Raw genomic sequence first — 16,363 nt, forward strand, 5'->3', positions numbered from 1 at the left:
AGCTCTCCTCCTTTCTTTAAAGTTTAAAGTTTTCTTCATTATCAACATAGATTACCTCCTTTTGGGAGGCGAGGATATCGCCGTTGATATCCTTAGCTATGACCTCTATTATATGCTCCCCATCCATTAACTCACTTGTATCTATGCTGAAAACAAATGGAGGAAAATTCTTTATCCCTCGCAATCTGCCATCAATCCTTAACTCTACGATACTCGCTCCTTCTCCCTTAATCCTTACATCAATATCCAACTTTCCCCTCACGATTTTATCCCTCATCGTTATGATTCCCCGCAACACCTCCTTTATTTTAAACTTCAAATCTCCCTGAGGAAAGGAAATCCTTATGAGCTTTATAACATCATTTTTATTTTTTTCTTTTGACTGTTTTGATAAATAGGACGAAATATCGTCAATCTTTCCCTTGAGATTTGGTATTTCCTCCCATTTCATCCCATCCCCACTGACATCAACTTTGAAACCCTGCCCTTTCCAATCCCAAAGCCCTATCGCGCCATCAAATAGGGGATAACTTCCCGGCGAAGAGGAAACTATGAGATACGGTGGTGAAGTTGAAACATAACTTGGCAATTCTTCATAGAGGGGGACTATCTGAAATCCACCGGAAAGAGTGTAATCAAACTTGCTCGCGCCCCCGGGAACCGTTGATACTGTTAGCGCACCTGGATGAACGGTGTTCAGTTTCCCTATGCCAGTGAATTCCGTTCCATCAAAACGACCGATACCAGTTATCGCCTTCCTAACTTGTGCTATAACTTCCCTTCTGCCTTCTTTAAAAAGATATACATTACCTCCCTCTTTATTTTCAAATACTATCCATCTTGGCAACTCCTTTTCCTCAACTAAGATTACGAACTCCTCTCCTTCTCCAATCTTATAGGAAGGTGGAAGCTCGTATAACTTATCATCTCTATTTAAGAATACCTTGCTACTCACGGTAGGTGAGAGGTCCTTGAAAATGGAAGTTCCTGCCTTTATATCAGTCAAAATCCCAGCTTGCCCCGTGATTTGCCCCCCAAACCCATTTGGTATCTCCTCCATCTCCTTCGCGAGAATGGAAAAGATGGAACGAGGTTCCCCGATTTTGATGTGTATAGCGTAAGAGGAAACCGCCACCACTGTTCCCAACTTCCCAAATTTGCAAGCGGTAAAGCCGTTTTCCTCTACTCCCTTACCCGCTCTTAGAACACTCCCCACTATCACCCAGCTTTTCCCCTCGTCTATGCTAACCTTTATCTCTCCATTGTCTATATTTTGTATGGATACGCGAAAAAGTTCACCAGCGAACAATTGAATTGAAAGTATGAAGCAAAAGAGAAGATATCTAATACTTCTCATTTAACACCTCCAAAAAATCCCTCGTAAGGGAAAAATCGTTGCCCGTCATAAGCATCACCCCTTTCCCTTCCCTGAGAAGCTCCTCTGCTATTTCGCGGGCAATTTTTATCCCCTCTTCTCTTTGTTCTTCTGCTTTTGCCATCCTTTCCATCACATCGTCGGGGACGAAGACTCCGGGAACCTCGTTGCGTAGGAAATTAGCGATTCTAAAGCTTTTTAAAATCCATATGCCTCCGATGATATATATATTTGAAGGCAGTCGAGATGTAAACTCGCGAAATTTCTCAAGGGAAAATATCGGCTGGGAAACGAGAAAATCAACGCCAAGGGAGATTTTTCTCTTCGTTTTCTCCATCTCTTTCTCTTCCGCGGAAAAGGGATTGAAGCCCGCTCCGATGAATAAGTCCAACCTCTCTCCCAATTCCCTCCCCGATAAATCAAATCCTTCACGCATTCTATTTGCGATGCTAATCAATCCCTCCGATGTCACATCGTAAACTGCCTTAGCCGATGGGTAATCTCCCACAGAGGGTGGGTCTCCCGTAAGAAGGAGGAAGTTCTTAATTCCCAGAGCATAAGCTCCCAAGAGCTCCGATTGAAGGGCAATGATGTTCTTATCCCGGCAGGTGATATGTAATATAACATCCTTCCCGGTTCTTTCCTGGATGATGTGTCCAAATGCCAAAGGGTCCATACGTGCCCTCCCTCTAGGATTTTCCGGTATGGAAATCGCATCCAATCGCTCAAGCAACGGTTTCAACTCTTCTATTATCTCCTCTATGTTCACCCCTTTGGGTGGAGACACCTCCAAAATCATAGCTCCACTGGAGCTTGACAACTTATCCTTCAGACTCATTTCTTGCTCCTGAATGCGGAGATGTAGTTTAGGCAAAACCCGTCATAGCCGAGAAGGGCACAGCTTGCCAGATAAGCGTTCCTAACTTCCTCGCTCAAAGGGTCCATTATCACAGCTGATAGTCCGTAAGACATCGCCATTGCGAGAAAGGAGGCGTTCAGAAGCGCTCTGCGAGGCAACCCATATGAGACATTGCTCAACCCAATAACCACGGGAACACCTATTTTCTCCCTTATCAATTTTATTGAATTGAGAATTTCCAGAATATGTTCTTGGGAAGTGGCGCAGGATAAAACCGCCGGGTCTATAAGGAGGGAATTCTCTAAATTATATCTTTTTGCTTCCTCCCATAATTCCCTCGCCAAAGCCAATCTGTCCTCCGCTTTCAATGGCACCCTCCTCTCTCTCATAGTCAAACCGATTGCGAGAGCTCCGTATTTCTTAGCCAAGGGAAGCATTCGTCTTGCCGATGCCTCGTCCGCTGTAAAGGAATTCAAGATTGGCTTCCCTTCCGCCGTTGCTAACCCTTCCTCCATAAGCTCCTCATTTAGTGTATCAATCGCAACCGGTACATCCACGACCTCGCTTACTCTGAGCAAAACATTCCTCATCAGCTCAGGGCTTGTATGAGGTAGTTCAATGTTCACATCAAGGATTTTTGCTCCTGACTCAACCTGTTTCCTCGCCTCTTCCCTCAAAATCTGCATTCTTCCTGAGCTTATGTCTTCTTGCAAGGCTGGCCTATTGAAGGTGTTGATTCTCTCACCTATTATAACCGGAGCGCCCTCCCCTACGGAAACTATTTTCCCCTTACTTGCCACCCTGGGAGGAAAGGAATAGATTTTCCTCTGAACCCTCTTGCCTTTTGCCACCTTGCTTAGCGCCTTTATATGCTCGGGAGTCGTCCCACAGCATCCGCCGATTAGCTTCGCTCCTTTCTTTAACGCCTCATCGGCAAACCTTTCAAAATATCGAGGGGAAGAAGGAAAGATAGTCCTTCCCTCATAATAGCTCGGGAAACCAGCGTTGGGAAGGGCGGAAAGAGGAAGGCTTGTGGATTTGGACATCTCGTCCAATGCCTCCAAAATCCCCTCGGGACCACTTCCACAATTCGCCCCTACAACATCCACTCCTAAACCTTCCATTACAACTGCAAGCGAGGAAGGGGTAACTCCCATGGAGGTTCTTCCTTCCTGGGAAAATGACATTTGAGCGATAATCGGGAGAGAAGAATCCACTTCCTTCACCGCTAATACCGCTGTTTTCAGCTCCAGAAGACTGTGAAATGTCTCAAGGATTATGAGGTCAACCCCTCCCTCAATAAGATAGCTCGCTTGTTCCCGGAAGATTTCCCTTGCTTCTCCCATCTTCAGCTCTCCAAATGGTTCCAAAAGTTTATCAAGTGGACCAATAGAACCAGCCACCATAACTTTGCCTTCACTTGCCCTTCTTGCGATTTCAACCCCCTTCATATTGATTTCTCCAACTTTATCTTTCAATCCATGCTTCCCAAGCTTTAAACGGTTAGCCCCAAAGGTGTTTGTCTCAATTACCTCCGCTCCTGCCGAGATATATTGTCTATGTATATCCTCAACGAGCTTAGGATTTGATAGGTTTACTTCCTCAACTGGACCCCCCAAGGGAACACCCAGTGAATAAAGAAGTGTCCCCATAGCCCCATCGCAGACTATAACCTCTTCTTCCATTAATCTTTTTCTGAAGTCCATAGAAGCCTCCTTAAAGAAGAAATTTTCCTTGAAAGTCCTGGAAAATAAATTATATTTAAAAAATATGCTTAGAAGCAAACGAATTATAGTAGTTCATCATTGCCTTCTTAACCAGAACGCCAGAGCGAAAGGTTTAGCTAAAAGCAAGGGAGTTATTGAGAAGATATTTGAGAAGTATAAAGATAGGGGAATATATCAAATCCCCTGCCCTGAGCTTCGCTTCCTTGGCGCTGAGAGGAAGCCGCTGACAAAAACAGATTATGATGTTCCCGCCTTTAGGGATATATGCAGGAAGATAGCCAACGAAGTAGCGGAAGATTTGAAGAGATTCGTGGAAGCAGGATATGAGATTGAAGCGATTTTGGGAGTTGAAGGTTCGCCTTCTTGTGGCGTAACATCAACCCATATAACCCAAGATGACGAAGAACGAGAAGTTGAAGGTGAGGGGATTTTGGTTGAGGAGATGGAGACGGCGTTGAAGGGAATAGGAATAAAGGTAGATTATCTCGGAATAAAAATCTGAAAGGAGATGATGCTACGAATGGAACGGAAAGAGTTGAAGAAAAGATTTTTCAAAGGAGGATTGCATATTCATTCAACATTATCCGATGGGAGGAAATCTCCAGAGGAAGTTGTTGAATGGTATAAAAATCACGGATACGACTTCATCTTTATAACTGACCATAACAAGGTAACGGATTTTTCCCACTTGAGCAGTGAGGATTTTCTCGTTTTAAATGGAGGGGAGTTCACAGCCGGGAGAACAGACTTGAACGAACCTTTGCACTTTGTAGGGTTAAACCTCCCCGTCGGTTTTTCTCCCTCGGGAAAGGATTCACCTCAAAAACTTATTGACGAAATGAGGGAAGCCGGCGGAGAGGTGATACTCGCCCATCCCTATTGGTCGGGACTTTACTGGCAGGATATCTATCCATTGGAGGGTATATTAGGAATAGAGATATTCAACTTCGGCTGTGAAGTGGAGGTAAGGAAGGGATATTCCCTCGTTCATTGGGATGATTTGTTGAATAGAGGAAAAAGACTCTATGGTTTTGCGGTAGATGATTCCCACTGGAGGATTGAGGATGCGGGTGGAGGGTGGATAGAGGTGGAAGCGGATAAACTTGAAAAAGATAGCATTATGGAAGCAATAAGGAAAGGGGCTTTTTATGCCTCAAGCGGTCCCCGCATCCTTGAGATTAAAATAAGCGATTCACTTATTGAAATTGAAACAACTCCTGTTATCTCCGCTTGCCTCTTATCGTTTCACCATTTGGGCTATTGTTTGTGTTCAAAAAATGGCTATTCTACACACTTTCAATTTGAAGCAAAGCATTTTAACAGGTTTCTTAGATTTGAATGCGAGGATGAAAATCATAGGAAAGCTTGGTCCAATCCCATTTATATTTAATTTTCAAGGCTTTCGTTAGCTTGGCAAATAAAATAATCTCTCGCTCTTCATAGCTAAAGCAAAAGGTAAGGGAAAGGAGTTTTATAATGAATCGGATGTATATCGGGTTACTTAATAAATTTTACAACAAGTCCAAGGAAATCAATTTTTATTTTGAAATTTTTTGATTTAACAGGTTAAAATCGTTATAATTGTTTATCGGAAAGGAGTGATCTGCCTTGGAATTAGCGGAATTTAAGGAATTTCTTAAGCGGCTTGACGACTTGCCCAATGTCCAACCTCTTTCCGGCGAGCCGTTGAAGCAAAAAGCGAGAGCGGCAGGACATGAAACCCCCTTCGGCGTTCGCTTTATGACTGATGTCCGCAACAGGAGTGCTCGCCTTACTGTCTGTATAGGAAGCGATAAAGTGCAAACAAAAAATCCCAACCCAGACCAGAAACGCATCATCATGGAACTTCCAAAGACATTGGAGTTGGTGAAGAAATATATTGAGGCAGGCACTCCGATGGTTTCCCTAACAAAAAGAATGGCTGACAATTCCTATTATACACCCACCTGCAAACTTTATGTCTCCACCCAACGGGGAAGCAATATAAGATTAGCTTATATGCTTGATATTCTCCTTTTCGACCCCGACCCTCGCTATGAAAGCGACACAACCTTAACGATGATTAACATCCCCGAGTGGCAAGAGAAAGACAGACAGATTCTCGTCTTCCCTGAGGAAGGACTAACCATTGTTTTGGGAACCGATTATTTCGGCGAGGTTAAGAAGGGCTTCCTGCGGATGGCAATGTGGTTTGCAAAGCAGAGAGGTTGGCTTGGCGTGCACGCTGGTTCAAAGCTCGTTTATGCGAGGTCACAAGTAGATGGAAAACTTAGGTTATATGGAATGCTTCCCTTCGGTTTAAGCGGAACGGGAAAGACAATTCATACCTGCCACGACCATGGCTTAAATGAGGAAGGGGAAAAGACTTTAATAGTTCAAGACGATTTCGTTATGCTTCCCCTTAAGAAGCAGGGACCAATTTTGGGAACAGAAAACGCCTTCTTCCTCAAAACGGAGAATCTTGATGAACCAGCTCAAGCTTTCTTGAAAGAGGCAATGAAAAGCAGAAATTCCGCTATGGAGAATGTCTTCGTGAGCTGGGATGGGAGAGTTGATTTCAGCAATCATATTTTAACGAGCAATGGAAGGGTCGTCCTCCCAAGAGATGACCTCAAACCGAGGGTTAGCGATGACATCAATCTGCCGCCGATTGAAGAACTTGATAAGCTTATCCTTTTCATCATCACTCGCAGAAACACGGTTATCCCCATCGCAGCTAAATTAACGCCTGAGCAAGGGGCGGCTGCCTTCGTATTAGGGGAAAGCATAGAGACAACCGCTGGCGACCCACGCAGGGCGGGTGAATCCATAAGGGTATTAGGGACGAATCCCTTCATCGTGGGAGACGAGGCGGAGGAGGGAAATCTTTTTTATCAATTCATAAAAGATTATGAGAATAAGGTTGAGTGTTATCTCATTAACACGGGTAGAATAGGTCAGCTCCTCGCCGAGGACGAGGAAGGCAGAAAGATAATAGTGCAGGAGGGAAGAGATATAACGATAGAGGATACAGCCCTGATAACAAGGGCAATCTTCCGAGAAACAATTAAATGGGAAAAAGAGCCTTATTTCGGCTATTATGTTCCCGTTGAGGTAGAAGGTATGGATATAAACGAATTCGACCCTAGACGCTATTATACAAACGAGCAGATGGAAAATTTCGTCAATACGCTGAAAAAGGAACGCAGGGAGTATATTGAGCGTTATCCCAAGCTCGCTGAGGAAATCGTGCGAGCGATTAATAGTGATTAGGTTATAGGAGGTAAAAATGCTTTATAGAAGATTAGGAGATTCCGATTTAGAGGTTTCTGTTATCGGCTTGGGAACCTGGGTAATGGGTGGAGTATGGTGGGCGGAACCGGAAGACGAACAATCAATAGAGGCTATAAAAGTCTCAATAGAAGGTGGCGTAAATCTCATTGACACAGCCCCCGCTTATGGCTATGGAAGAGCGGAAAGAGTCGTTGGCAAGGCAATTAAAGGAGTTAGAGATAAAGTGATAGTAGCGACTAAATGCGGGCTTGCCTGGGATGAGAAGGGTAACATATTTCATAATTTGAAAAGGGAAAGCCTCTTAAAAGAAATAGACGCTAGTCTGGAGAGGCTCGGGGTTGAGGTAATAGATTTATATCAAGTCCATTGGCCTGACCCTAACACTCCTATACAGGAGACATTTGAAACTTTGGAGGAAATAAGACAAACGGGCAAAATACGCTACATAGGCGTTAGCAACTATAATGTTGAACAGATGGAAGAGGCAAGGAAATATGCGAAGATAGTTTCCCTTCAACCTCCATATAGCCTTTTCAATAGACAGATAGAAAAGGAGATTCTCCCCTACTGTCGTGAAAACAACATCGGCATCCTCGCCTATAGCCCAATGGAAAGAGGCATCCTAACCGGTAAATTCCATCTTGGGGGAATAGAACCTCCCGATGACTTACGAAGGAACCACCCCACCCTCGCCCCAGAGGCATTTGAACCAACTAAACGATGCCTCTTGAGATTGAAGGAGATAGCAGACGAAAAGGGATGCACCCTTGGCGCACTGGCAGTGGCTTGGGTCATCCATCAGGATGGGGTTACAACCGCCCTCGTCGGGGCGAGAAATCCCAGGCAGGCAAAAGAGAATTTGCAATCTGCTGAGGTAAAGCTTTCCCAAAAGGATTTGGATAAAATAGAGGAAATAATCAACGATTGGGAAGAGGAGTTGCGTAAAGCAAGGATTTAATGTCATTTATTTAATGACATCCAAGGAAAGGGTCTTATCTGCAATTGAACATCGCCTGACGAAGGGACGCCCTCCTTTCACATTCTCCGCTATGCCAGAGCTCTATGAACGTCTTAAACAGGACCTCAAGCTGGACGACGCGGGAATGAGAGAGAAATTCGGTGGGGATATTGTCTGGGTAGGACCTTTCCCTAAGAGACAAGCATCCACCATCGCCTACGCTGACCCCACTATTGAGATAACTTCAGAAGGATATTATAAAGATATCTGGGGCGTGGATTTCCGCCTTGTAGAATACGGAAATGGCAGATATGTGGATTTGGTTCGTAATCCATTAAGGAATGCCTCTGGCCTTGAGGATTTAGAGAATTATCCTTATTGGCCTTCTCCTGATTTGTGGGATTATTCCACGATAAAATCTCAATGCGAAGCGAATTTAGATTACGCGACAATCGGTCATAGCAGGGGATTCTTTGAGATAAGCTGGTTCCTAAGAGGAATGGATAACTTCCTCAGCGACCTCATCCTAAATCCTTCCTTTGCCTGTGCACTTATGGATAGGGTGTTGGATTATCTCTTGGAGAGGATGGAAAGGGTGCTATCCTCAGCTAATGGACTGCTTACTATGTTTGAGATAAATGATGATGTTGGAGGACAAAACTCCTTACTCATGAATCCCGAAATGTGGCGAAAATATATCAAGCCTCGCCTGAGAAAACAGGTTGAAGTCTGTAAAAAACACGGAGTTAAAGTCCAATATCATTCTTGTGGAAGCGTCAGGGCAATTATCCCTGATTTGATAGAGATAGGCATTGATGTCCTCAACCCCGTTCAGCCTAAAGCAAGGGGGATGGACCCATTTGAATTGAAAAGGGAATTCGGCAAATACATAACGCTTCACGGCGGAGTTGATGAACAAGAGCTTCTACCCAGGGGAAAACCGATAGAGGTAAGGGATTATGTTAAGAGGTTGATAGAAGTGGTGGGTAAAGATGGCGGTTTGATAGTCGCTCCTTGCCATACTCTTCAACCGGATACCCCAACCGAGAATGTCCTTGCCCTTTACGAGCCGGTCTGGGAACTTGAAGATTAAATAAAAATACAAATATTGACAAATCTCTCCCTCCGCTTTTAACATTAAAAAACTTAATAAGGAGGGAAATCTATGCCTAAGCTAACAATCCTTGATGGGGCACGGACAATAGGAGGCTCAAAGATACATTTACAAACGAAAGATGCGGGGATTCTCCTGGATTTCGGGATGAATTACAAGAGATGGGGAAAGTATTATGAGGAATTTCTTAAACCTCGCTACGCAAGGGGAATCAACGACCTCCTCGTCTTGGGGCTTCTTCCGCCTCTAAAAGGAGTATATAGAGACGATGTTTTCCCTGGCGACTTTAATAAAGATTCCATTTTGAATATAGAGCTTCCAGTTGATGCGGTTTTCCTCACCCACGCGCACAAAGACCACTGCCAACATATCGGTTTTCTACGAGAAGATATTCCCATTTATTGCTCACCTTTGACCGCAATGATTATGAAGGCTATGCAGGATACAAGCCGTTCGCGTTTGTTTGAGGAAATGGTGTATGTAACAAAAAAGAAATACTATGAAGAGGGCGGAATGTTGGATGATAGAATTTTAGTTACAGGAAGAGAAAAAGAGGAAAGCAAAAAGATAGGCAAAAGGTGCTTCGTCTTTGACGAAATAACCCCGGCAATGAAAACCTTCTGGCGCTACTCGCCTTACGGTAAAAACACGCTATTTGAGATGCCCCCCTTATCCACAGCTGGTGATGTGATAAATAGTATCAAATTCCGCTATTTTCCCGTGGACCATTCAATCCCAGGGGCTACTGCTTTTGCCTTGCTAACTGATTCCGGCTGGATTGTCTATACTGGAGACCTTCGCCTTCACGGGAAGAAAGGATGCATGACGAAAAAGTTCATTGAAAAAGCCAGCTCTCTCCAACCCCTTGCCCTAATCATAGAGGGGACTCATCTGGGAGAGAATGTACCAAAGCGAACGAGCGAGGAAGAGGTCTATAGCAAATGTCTTGAAGTGGTTAAGGATGCCAAAGGAAAACTTGTCGTAGCCGACTTCGCGCCACGAGATATTGAGCGGCTCCTCTCTTTCTTGGACATAGCGAAGGAGACAAACCGCAAGCTCTGTGTTCTCACTAACGATATCTACCTCCTTGAAGTATTTGATAGCGTTGAAGGAACGAATTATCTTCAAGAAAAAAACCTGGCTATTTTTGAGAAACTAAAAGATAGAAGGGATAACTGGGAGAAGAAGCTAAAGGAAAGACACGCTGAAAAATTTGTCAAACAAAGCGAGATAAGGGAAAACCCTGGAGACTATATCCTTTGCTTGAGCTTCTTTGATATCATTCATATGACGGATATCGTTTGCGAAGATGGTGGGATTTACATCTACTCCTCAAGCGAGGCGTATAATGAAGAACAAGAAATAGATTTCGTCCGATTAAAAAATTGGTTGGAATTCCTCAATCTCCAACCAAAAGGGTTTACTGTTGATGAATCTTCTGGAAAACCCACATTCCCTGAAGGCTATCACTCATCAGGACACGCAACGAAAGACGATTTGTTTGAGATCGTTGATAAAATGCGACCGAGATATCTAATCCCCGTTCACACAGAGCTTAAAAACGCGTTTGAGGAACTAAAAGACCTCGTTAAGCACATCATTTGGGATGATGTCAAATTCTCAGATTTGGAGGTGAGATTCTATGAGAAAAATTATTAACCAGTTTATGTTTTTCCTTCTTTTCTCCGCCACTTTTTCGCTGGGAGCGGTTTATTTCGTTGACTGCCAAAATCCCAATGCTTCCGATGACAATCCCGGCACCCCTCAGCTTCCTTTTAAAACAATTGATAAAGCCGCCCAGATAGTGGAGCCAGGGGATATAGTCGTAGTTAAACCGGGAATTTACAGGGAACATATAAAGCTGAGAAAAAGCGGAAAGCCTGGCGCTCCCATAACTTTCCTCGCCGACCCTCCCCATTCTGTTATCATAACCGGAGCGGATATATTTAAGGACTGGCAAAAAGTCGAGGGTGAGGAACCAATTTATTCCATCAAATGGACACATCGTTTCATCATTAATGTCCGTCCAGATGGCTCCCTTGTTGAACATCACCCAGACGATGAGGAGCACAAGCTCTGGGGAAGGGCGGAATTGGTCGTAGTAGATGGAAAGCTTTGCCTCCCCGCTCTCACCCTTGATGATTTGCGGGAAGCCTGGCACCTCCATAGCTCCTCTCTTAAAGAAAATAAACCCTCCCCGGTGCTTCAACCACCGCTTCCCAATTTAGGAGGACCTTTTGGTGGGATGTTCTGTGCCGATACTAAGAATCAAATCCTTTATCTTTGGCTTTCCGATGGTTCCGACCCCAATCTCCATCAAGTGGAATGCGCTACGAGAGGAGAGCTATTCGGGCTCAGTCCCTGGGAGAATCCCCAAGGTGTTCAATTCGTTCAAGTGCGTGGTTTTGTATTCCGCCACTCAGCCACATTTCCTCAAAGAGCTGCAGTGTGGCTATTAGGGAGTGATAATCTCCTTGAAGATTGCATTATTGAGGAGATGGCGGGAGGCGGCGTTGCAGTGAATGGGGTTATGAGGAAATGTATCATCAGGAGGTGCGGACATACGGGCGGAGGGGCAATAGGGGAAAATTTCCTAAATGAGGATTGTATTTGGGAGGGGAACAGTTGGAAACCGATAAATAGGGGTTGGGATGCGGGAGGATTCAAATTAGCACAGGCAAAAAATGGATTCTTCACAAGATGCGTTTTCAGAAGGAACGGAGGTCCGGGCTTGTGGTTTGATATTGATGTTAGGGATGTGGTTGTTAAAAACTGCCGGTTTGAGGAGAACGAACATATGGGATTTTTCATAGAGATAAGCAGAAATATAACAGTGCTTGATAGTTTATTTTTAAGAAATGGAGTGGGAGTTGTGGGCAGGGTGGAATGGCCTGATTGGGGGATAGCTGGCTTGACGATTGCGGAAAGCGAGAATTGTATCGTGGTTCGCAATACATTTTACGAAAACAAAGATGGAATAGCCCTTAGGGAGCAGGGACCTCGCCACTTGCAAACGGAAGACGGAGAGATTGCCTTTCATAATAAAGGACATATGATTTTAAGGAATGTCATTACGAGAAATAGAGGATATCAGCTTGCATTATGGTATGATAATCCCTTTTTTGGCTGGCATCCTGCGGAAAAGGAAAAATTCAAGGAGGAATCAGCCTATGAGAAGTGGGTAAAAGATAATCCCCAGCTCGTCTATGACCCATTAAAGGTTGAAATGCTTATAGATTACAACCTTTACTTCGCCCAGGGGAAAGAGAAGCTATTTCTCTATGGCGTTCCCTGGCGTCCCAAATCGGAGGAAATTGGAGATATTGAACTTTGGCAGAAAAAGACCGGTTTTGATGCTCATAGCATCTTCGCGGAGCCAAAGTTTGTTAACCCAGAAGCCAACGATTTCCGCTTTCAACAAGATAGCCCTGCGAATTTCCTCCAAGCAGGCTGCCGACATCCAGTTCCCAATAAAGGCAACAAGCAAGTGGGAAAGGCTTCCAAGGAAGATATTAATGGCAAATAGATAGCTTAACGGGACCTAAAAGACCGGATGGTTGAAGGGGGTCGTCCTTTTTCCATAGCCTCCAAGTTGTGAAGGTGAAGCGTCCAGTGGGGCTTTTCCTCCCCTGCAATAACCAATCAGGCCAGCGGACAAGAGTTCCATTGGGATAACGCTCTGAATCCTCGGGTAGAAATTCGTCCCCAATCATCCTATTAACCCAAAGATTCGTAACTTTCACCAAAAGCTCGTTTTCACCCGCTCTAATTGCCTCTGTAACATCTACCTCATATGGCACCTTCCAAAGAGTTCCAAGATATCTTCCGTTCAGCATTACCTCGGCTATCACTTCCACATCTCCTAAATTCAAGATGTATCTTTTGTCTTTCCTGTAAAGATTCTGAGGAAGGGAAAACGCCTTTTTATAAATCGCTGTGCCAGAAAAGTATTTTATCCCTTCATCGCTATGCTGATGCCAGGATATCAATTTGGGGAATACCACTCTCTGCAGTGCTCCCCATCCCTTCGGGAAACGAACCTCCCATTCCCCTTCTATCTTAACCTCTTTTTCCAGTGCAAGCTTCCTTTTAACCTCAAGAGATAGCCATCTTGACCTTGAACTAGTTTTGGGGAAAACGACGAAAACCGACTCTAATGGTTTGAGATAAAGGGAAACTATGGTACCCTCTTTTGTTTCTTTGAATTTTTCCGGTCGCATAATCTTTCCGCTTTCCGGCAACCAAATCTCGGGTAATCTTCCTTTGACGCGGAAAGAACAATTTATCTGAGCCTCCTGGGGTTCTTGATTGGCTACGAAATAAACCTCCGCATCTGGCAAGCTTCTATGAATATAGCGGATGCTCCCTGGTGTCCCTCTCGGCTCATAGGAAAAATCGGGAGGAATCCCCATATTCCTTAAAAGTTGACAAATTTCCTCTATATCATAATAAATAGGGGGAGAACCGATATTCCCCCAAGGACCAACGCCGTAAGGACCCAACTCCTTAGCGTGAACCCACACATCGGAGATAGCAGATTCCCAACTTCCATCGGAAACGACATATTTTACTTCCCCGTCCTTATAGTTGATCAAAAGAGCACATATCAATCCAGCCGGATTGGGTATATCGCCGCCGTTGCGAGCAGAAACGAGGATTTCATTTTTCCCTTCTTTGAGAAAGCGTTTGACATCAAAATCGTAAATCTCCTCCCACCTGTTTCCCTCACCGACCAATTTCCCGTTTATATAACATTTGAATTCGTTATCGGCTGTAATAGTTAATAGCGCTGATTCCATTGGTTTGTTTTCAACTTCAAAGCTCTTGCGGAATAAACGAGTTATATTTTGAGGGACAGCTTGCAAGGGATTGCCTTCCGGATACCAAATCCATTTCGCCATTTCTATTAATGGAGATAGCCCTTTACCCTCGCCAAGTGAGAAATTTCCGCCCCAAATTATCTTACCCCTTCCATATTTCCTCATCGTCAACTTTCTGGGAGCAATATCGCTACCCCAAATTTCCCTTATAAGCCGGGAAATCTCCTTATCGCATCTGGGATAATTCCCAAGGCTTGGCGAGCTAATTGGCGGCGCTCCTATTACAGTTGCCCCCTCCTTTATCAATTCCCCTATTTTCCTCAAAAGTTGCGGCGTCATCCTTGGATAGCGGGGAAGTACGAGCACCTTGTAGTTCATCCCATCGGGAAGATAAATCTTACCATCCTTCACTTTCATTTTATAAATCACATCTGATGAGCAGAAATCGAAGTTGTAACCGGGGCGCTCAAATGGTCTACCCGGCGAGGTCAACTTCGGAAGAATTGCTTGACCACCGAGCGATTGAGGAGCCCCCTCTGGAACGAGGAGGCATATATCAGCAACGAAGAGCCCTTGCTGAAGGAGGTATTGACAACGGGCGAGGTAATCGTGCCAAGCCCTTGACTGTTCCCACCAAGTTTGGGTTCTCTCGTAATGTAATCCCCAAGGACCCATTGACATTCCGGGTTTCACATCAAGCCAAGGTTGAAGAGCATAGCGATGAACAACGAACCTATTTATCCCCTCGCAAAAAGCCCAATCCGCTAAATCCTTGATGTTTCCCGGATAGCCCAGCCATCTCTCGCCTGCATCCGCCGTGAAAGCTTCAGCTCCTATCACTCTTTTTCCGTGAGTATGCCCGGCGGATGCCATCTCAGTGCAACTTGGACTCGCTCCGTATTTTCCCCAAGACCAAAATTCCCCCATCGGCTCATCCGCTTGTCCTCCATAGGCGAACTCATCCGTTAAAGAAGTAGTATATCCCTCTATGGAGAGGCGAAGCCCGTATCTGTTCGCCAGTTCACGCATTCCACCAGCGTAGTTTTCAAGTAAGAGCTCGGAGATAGTCCTGCGGAAATCCCAGAGAAACCTCTCGGAGACTTCTCTGTTTTCAACAACCAAGCCGATTAGAGCAGGAAGATATGGTAAGAGGTCATAACCGCGCCTCTTCAGAAATTCTTCCCTCATCCTCGGTGTCCAATTCTGTTCCCCTACTTCCCAGCTATCTATATGCGTGGCTACAAAGCTTTTTCCTGCGGGCGGTCTCACATCGTCAATTAGCTTTTTGATAAAGGAATTGAAGTGAAACTCAACAGCCTCTCTGCTGAGCTTGTCGCACTCTAATCCCCGTCCCGAGGTGGGAGAAGGTGCGTTTTGAGCTCCAGTAGGAGTATATCCAAAGCGAATAATCCTCCATTTCCCTTCCGGAACATCCCAACTCAGTTCTCCGTTAGAGGTCATCTTAGCGCTGAGGTCTATGACCTTGTTCAAAGGAATCGCTTGACCAGTATCTGGAAGGCGAGAAGGTAAGATGAAGGGTTGGGGATAAAATGTGAAAGACGCCTTCCCTTCCCAATTCGGGATGACGGCTTGGTTTGGATAATCTGGAATAGCCAAAACGGCGATATCTCGGTAGAAATCCAGATTTGTTGGAGGTTGAGGGAGTTGAATCTTAGTTGATTTTGGTCCCTCAACTTTTATTTCACTCCAAGTAAGCCTTTGCATTGCCAGCTCAGGAGGAATCCATGGACCACCACTACCAGTCCAACCAGCATCGTTATTCATATTAACTTTTAAACCTAATCTATCAGCTTCTTTGACGACGAATTTAAACAGTTCCCGCCATTCTTCACTGGCGAAAGAAATCGGACCCGGAGGAGTTCCCTGGTCAACTTCCATTATCAAAACCCCTCCGATGCCTGCCCTCTTCATTGCCTCAAGGTCAGCGGTTATGCCCTCTTTTGTTATGTAGCCATTGAGCCAAAACCAATAAACCCATGGCTTCGCCCAATTAGGCGGATTGCGGAAGCCCTTCTCCAGCTGGGAAATTCCCAAGCACTGTGGGAGGGAACTTAAAATCAAAACGAGGATAAGCAAAGTTATGTTGTTGTTTATTTTACGCATATTCATCACCTTTTGGTTACTTGATCTATTTTTGGATATTATAAATCAGCGATATTTCCATCGCCATTTAAATTTAACATATTTGAAATTTCCCCTTCAGTCTAAAAATTTTT

At 44.6% G+C, this 16,363-nt stretch carries 11 protein-coding genes; 7 read left to right on the forward strand and 4 right to left on the reverse strand.

Features of this window, described 5'->3' with window-relative positions; genetic code table 11:
* Positions 1–16 precede the first annotated feature (16 nt).
* The 3 genes from H5T88_02915 to H5T88_02925 are packed head-to-tail and all read right to left on the reverse strand — an operon-like array spanning position 17 to position 3,940.
* Positions 17–1,357 carry an Ig-like domain-containing protein gene (locus H5T88_02915; GenBank protein MBC7329289.1) on the reverse strand — a complete coding sequence of 447 codons (1,341 nt, stop codon included), beginning with the start codon at positions 1,355–1,357 and terminating at the stop codon, positions 17–19.
* Complete coding sequence (locus tag H5T88_02920; GenBank protein ID MBC7329290.1) at positions 1,344–2,213, reverse strand: methylenetetrahydrofolate reductase; 870 nt, start codon at positions 2,211–2,213, stop codon at positions 1,344–1,346. Before H5T88_02920 ends, H5T88_02915 begins: the two co-directional genes overlap by 14 nt.
* On the reverse strand, positions 2,210–3,940 hold the full coding sequence (locus tag H5T88_02925) for a homocysteine S-methyltransferase family protein (GenBank protein ID MBC7329291.1): 1,731 nt from the start codon (positions 3,938–3,940) through the stop codon (positions 2,210–2,212). Before H5T88_02925 ends, H5T88_02920 begins: the two co-directional genes overlap by 4 nt.
* A gap of 64 nt (positions 3,941–4,004) precedes the next feature.
* On the opposite strand from H5T88_02925, the gene H5T88_02930 reads away from it, so the two are divergent.
* The 7 genes from H5T88_02930 to H5T88_02960 all read left to right on the forward strand — a co-directional run bounded on the left by H5T88_02930 (position 4,005) and on the right by H5T88_02960 (position 12,832).
* The gene (locus tag H5T88_02930) at positions 4,005–4,463 is read left to right on the forward strand and encodes a DUF523 domain-containing protein (protein MBC7329292.1); all 459 of its coding nucleotides are present in this window, start codon (positions 4,005–4,007) and stop codon (positions 4,461–4,463) included.
* Positions 4,464–4,481: 18 nt separating this feature from the next.
* Positions 4,482–5,351, forward strand: coding sequence for a CehA/McbA family metallohydrolase (locus H5T88_02935; GenBank protein ID MBC7329293.1), 870 nt, complete (start codon positions 4,482–4,484; stop codon positions 5,349–5,351).
* A 218-nt stretch (positions 5,352–5,569) separates the two neighbouring features.
* Positions 5,570–7,213, forward strand: coding sequence for a phosphoenolpyruvate carboxykinase (locus tag H5T88_02940; protein MBC7329294.1), 1,644 nt, complete (start codon positions 5,570–5,572; stop codon positions 7,211–7,213).
* A 16-nt stretch (positions 7,214–7,229) separates the two neighbouring features.
* On the forward strand, positions 7,230–8,192 hold the full coding sequence (locus H5T88_02945; protein ID MBC7329295.1) for an aldo/keto reductase: 963 nt from the start codon (positions 7,230–7,232) through the stop codon (positions 8,190–8,192).
* 13 nt (positions 8,193–8,205) lie between these two features.
* The gene (locus H5T88_02950; GenBank protein ID MBC7329296.1) at positions 8,206–9,285 is read left to right on the forward strand and encodes a hypothetical protein; all 1,080 of its coding nucleotides are present in this window, start codon (positions 8,206–8,208) and stop codon (positions 9,283–9,285) included.
* A gap of 72 nt (positions 9,286–9,357) precedes the next feature.
* Entirely contained in the window at positions 9,358–10,965 is a 1,608-nt protein-coding gene (locus tag H5T88_02955) for a hypothetical protein (GenBank protein ID MBC7329297.1), read from the forward strand.
* On the forward strand, positions 10,949–12,832 hold the full coding sequence (locus H5T88_02960) for a right-handed parallel beta-helix repeat-containing protein (GenBank protein ID MBC7329298.1): 1,884 nt from the start codon (positions 10,949–10,951) through the stop codon (positions 12,830–12,832). The genes H5T88_02955 and H5T88_02960 overlap by 17 nt, the downstream gene beginning before the upstream one ends.
* Here the strand turns inward: H5T88_02960 and H5T88_02965 are convergent.
* Positions 12,819–16,250: a hypothetical protein gene (locus H5T88_02965; protein MBC7329299.1), complete on the reverse strand. Its 3,432-nt coding sequence runs from the start codon at positions 16,248–16,250 to the stop codon at positions 12,819–12,821. The genes H5T88_02960 and H5T88_02965 overlap by 14 nt on opposite strands.
* Positions 16,251–16,363: the final 113 nt, after the last annotated feature.

This window comes from bacterium, from assembly GCA_014360495.1.
Classification (GTDB): Bacteria; Armatimonadota; JACIXR01; order JACIXR01; family JACIXR01; genus JACIXR01.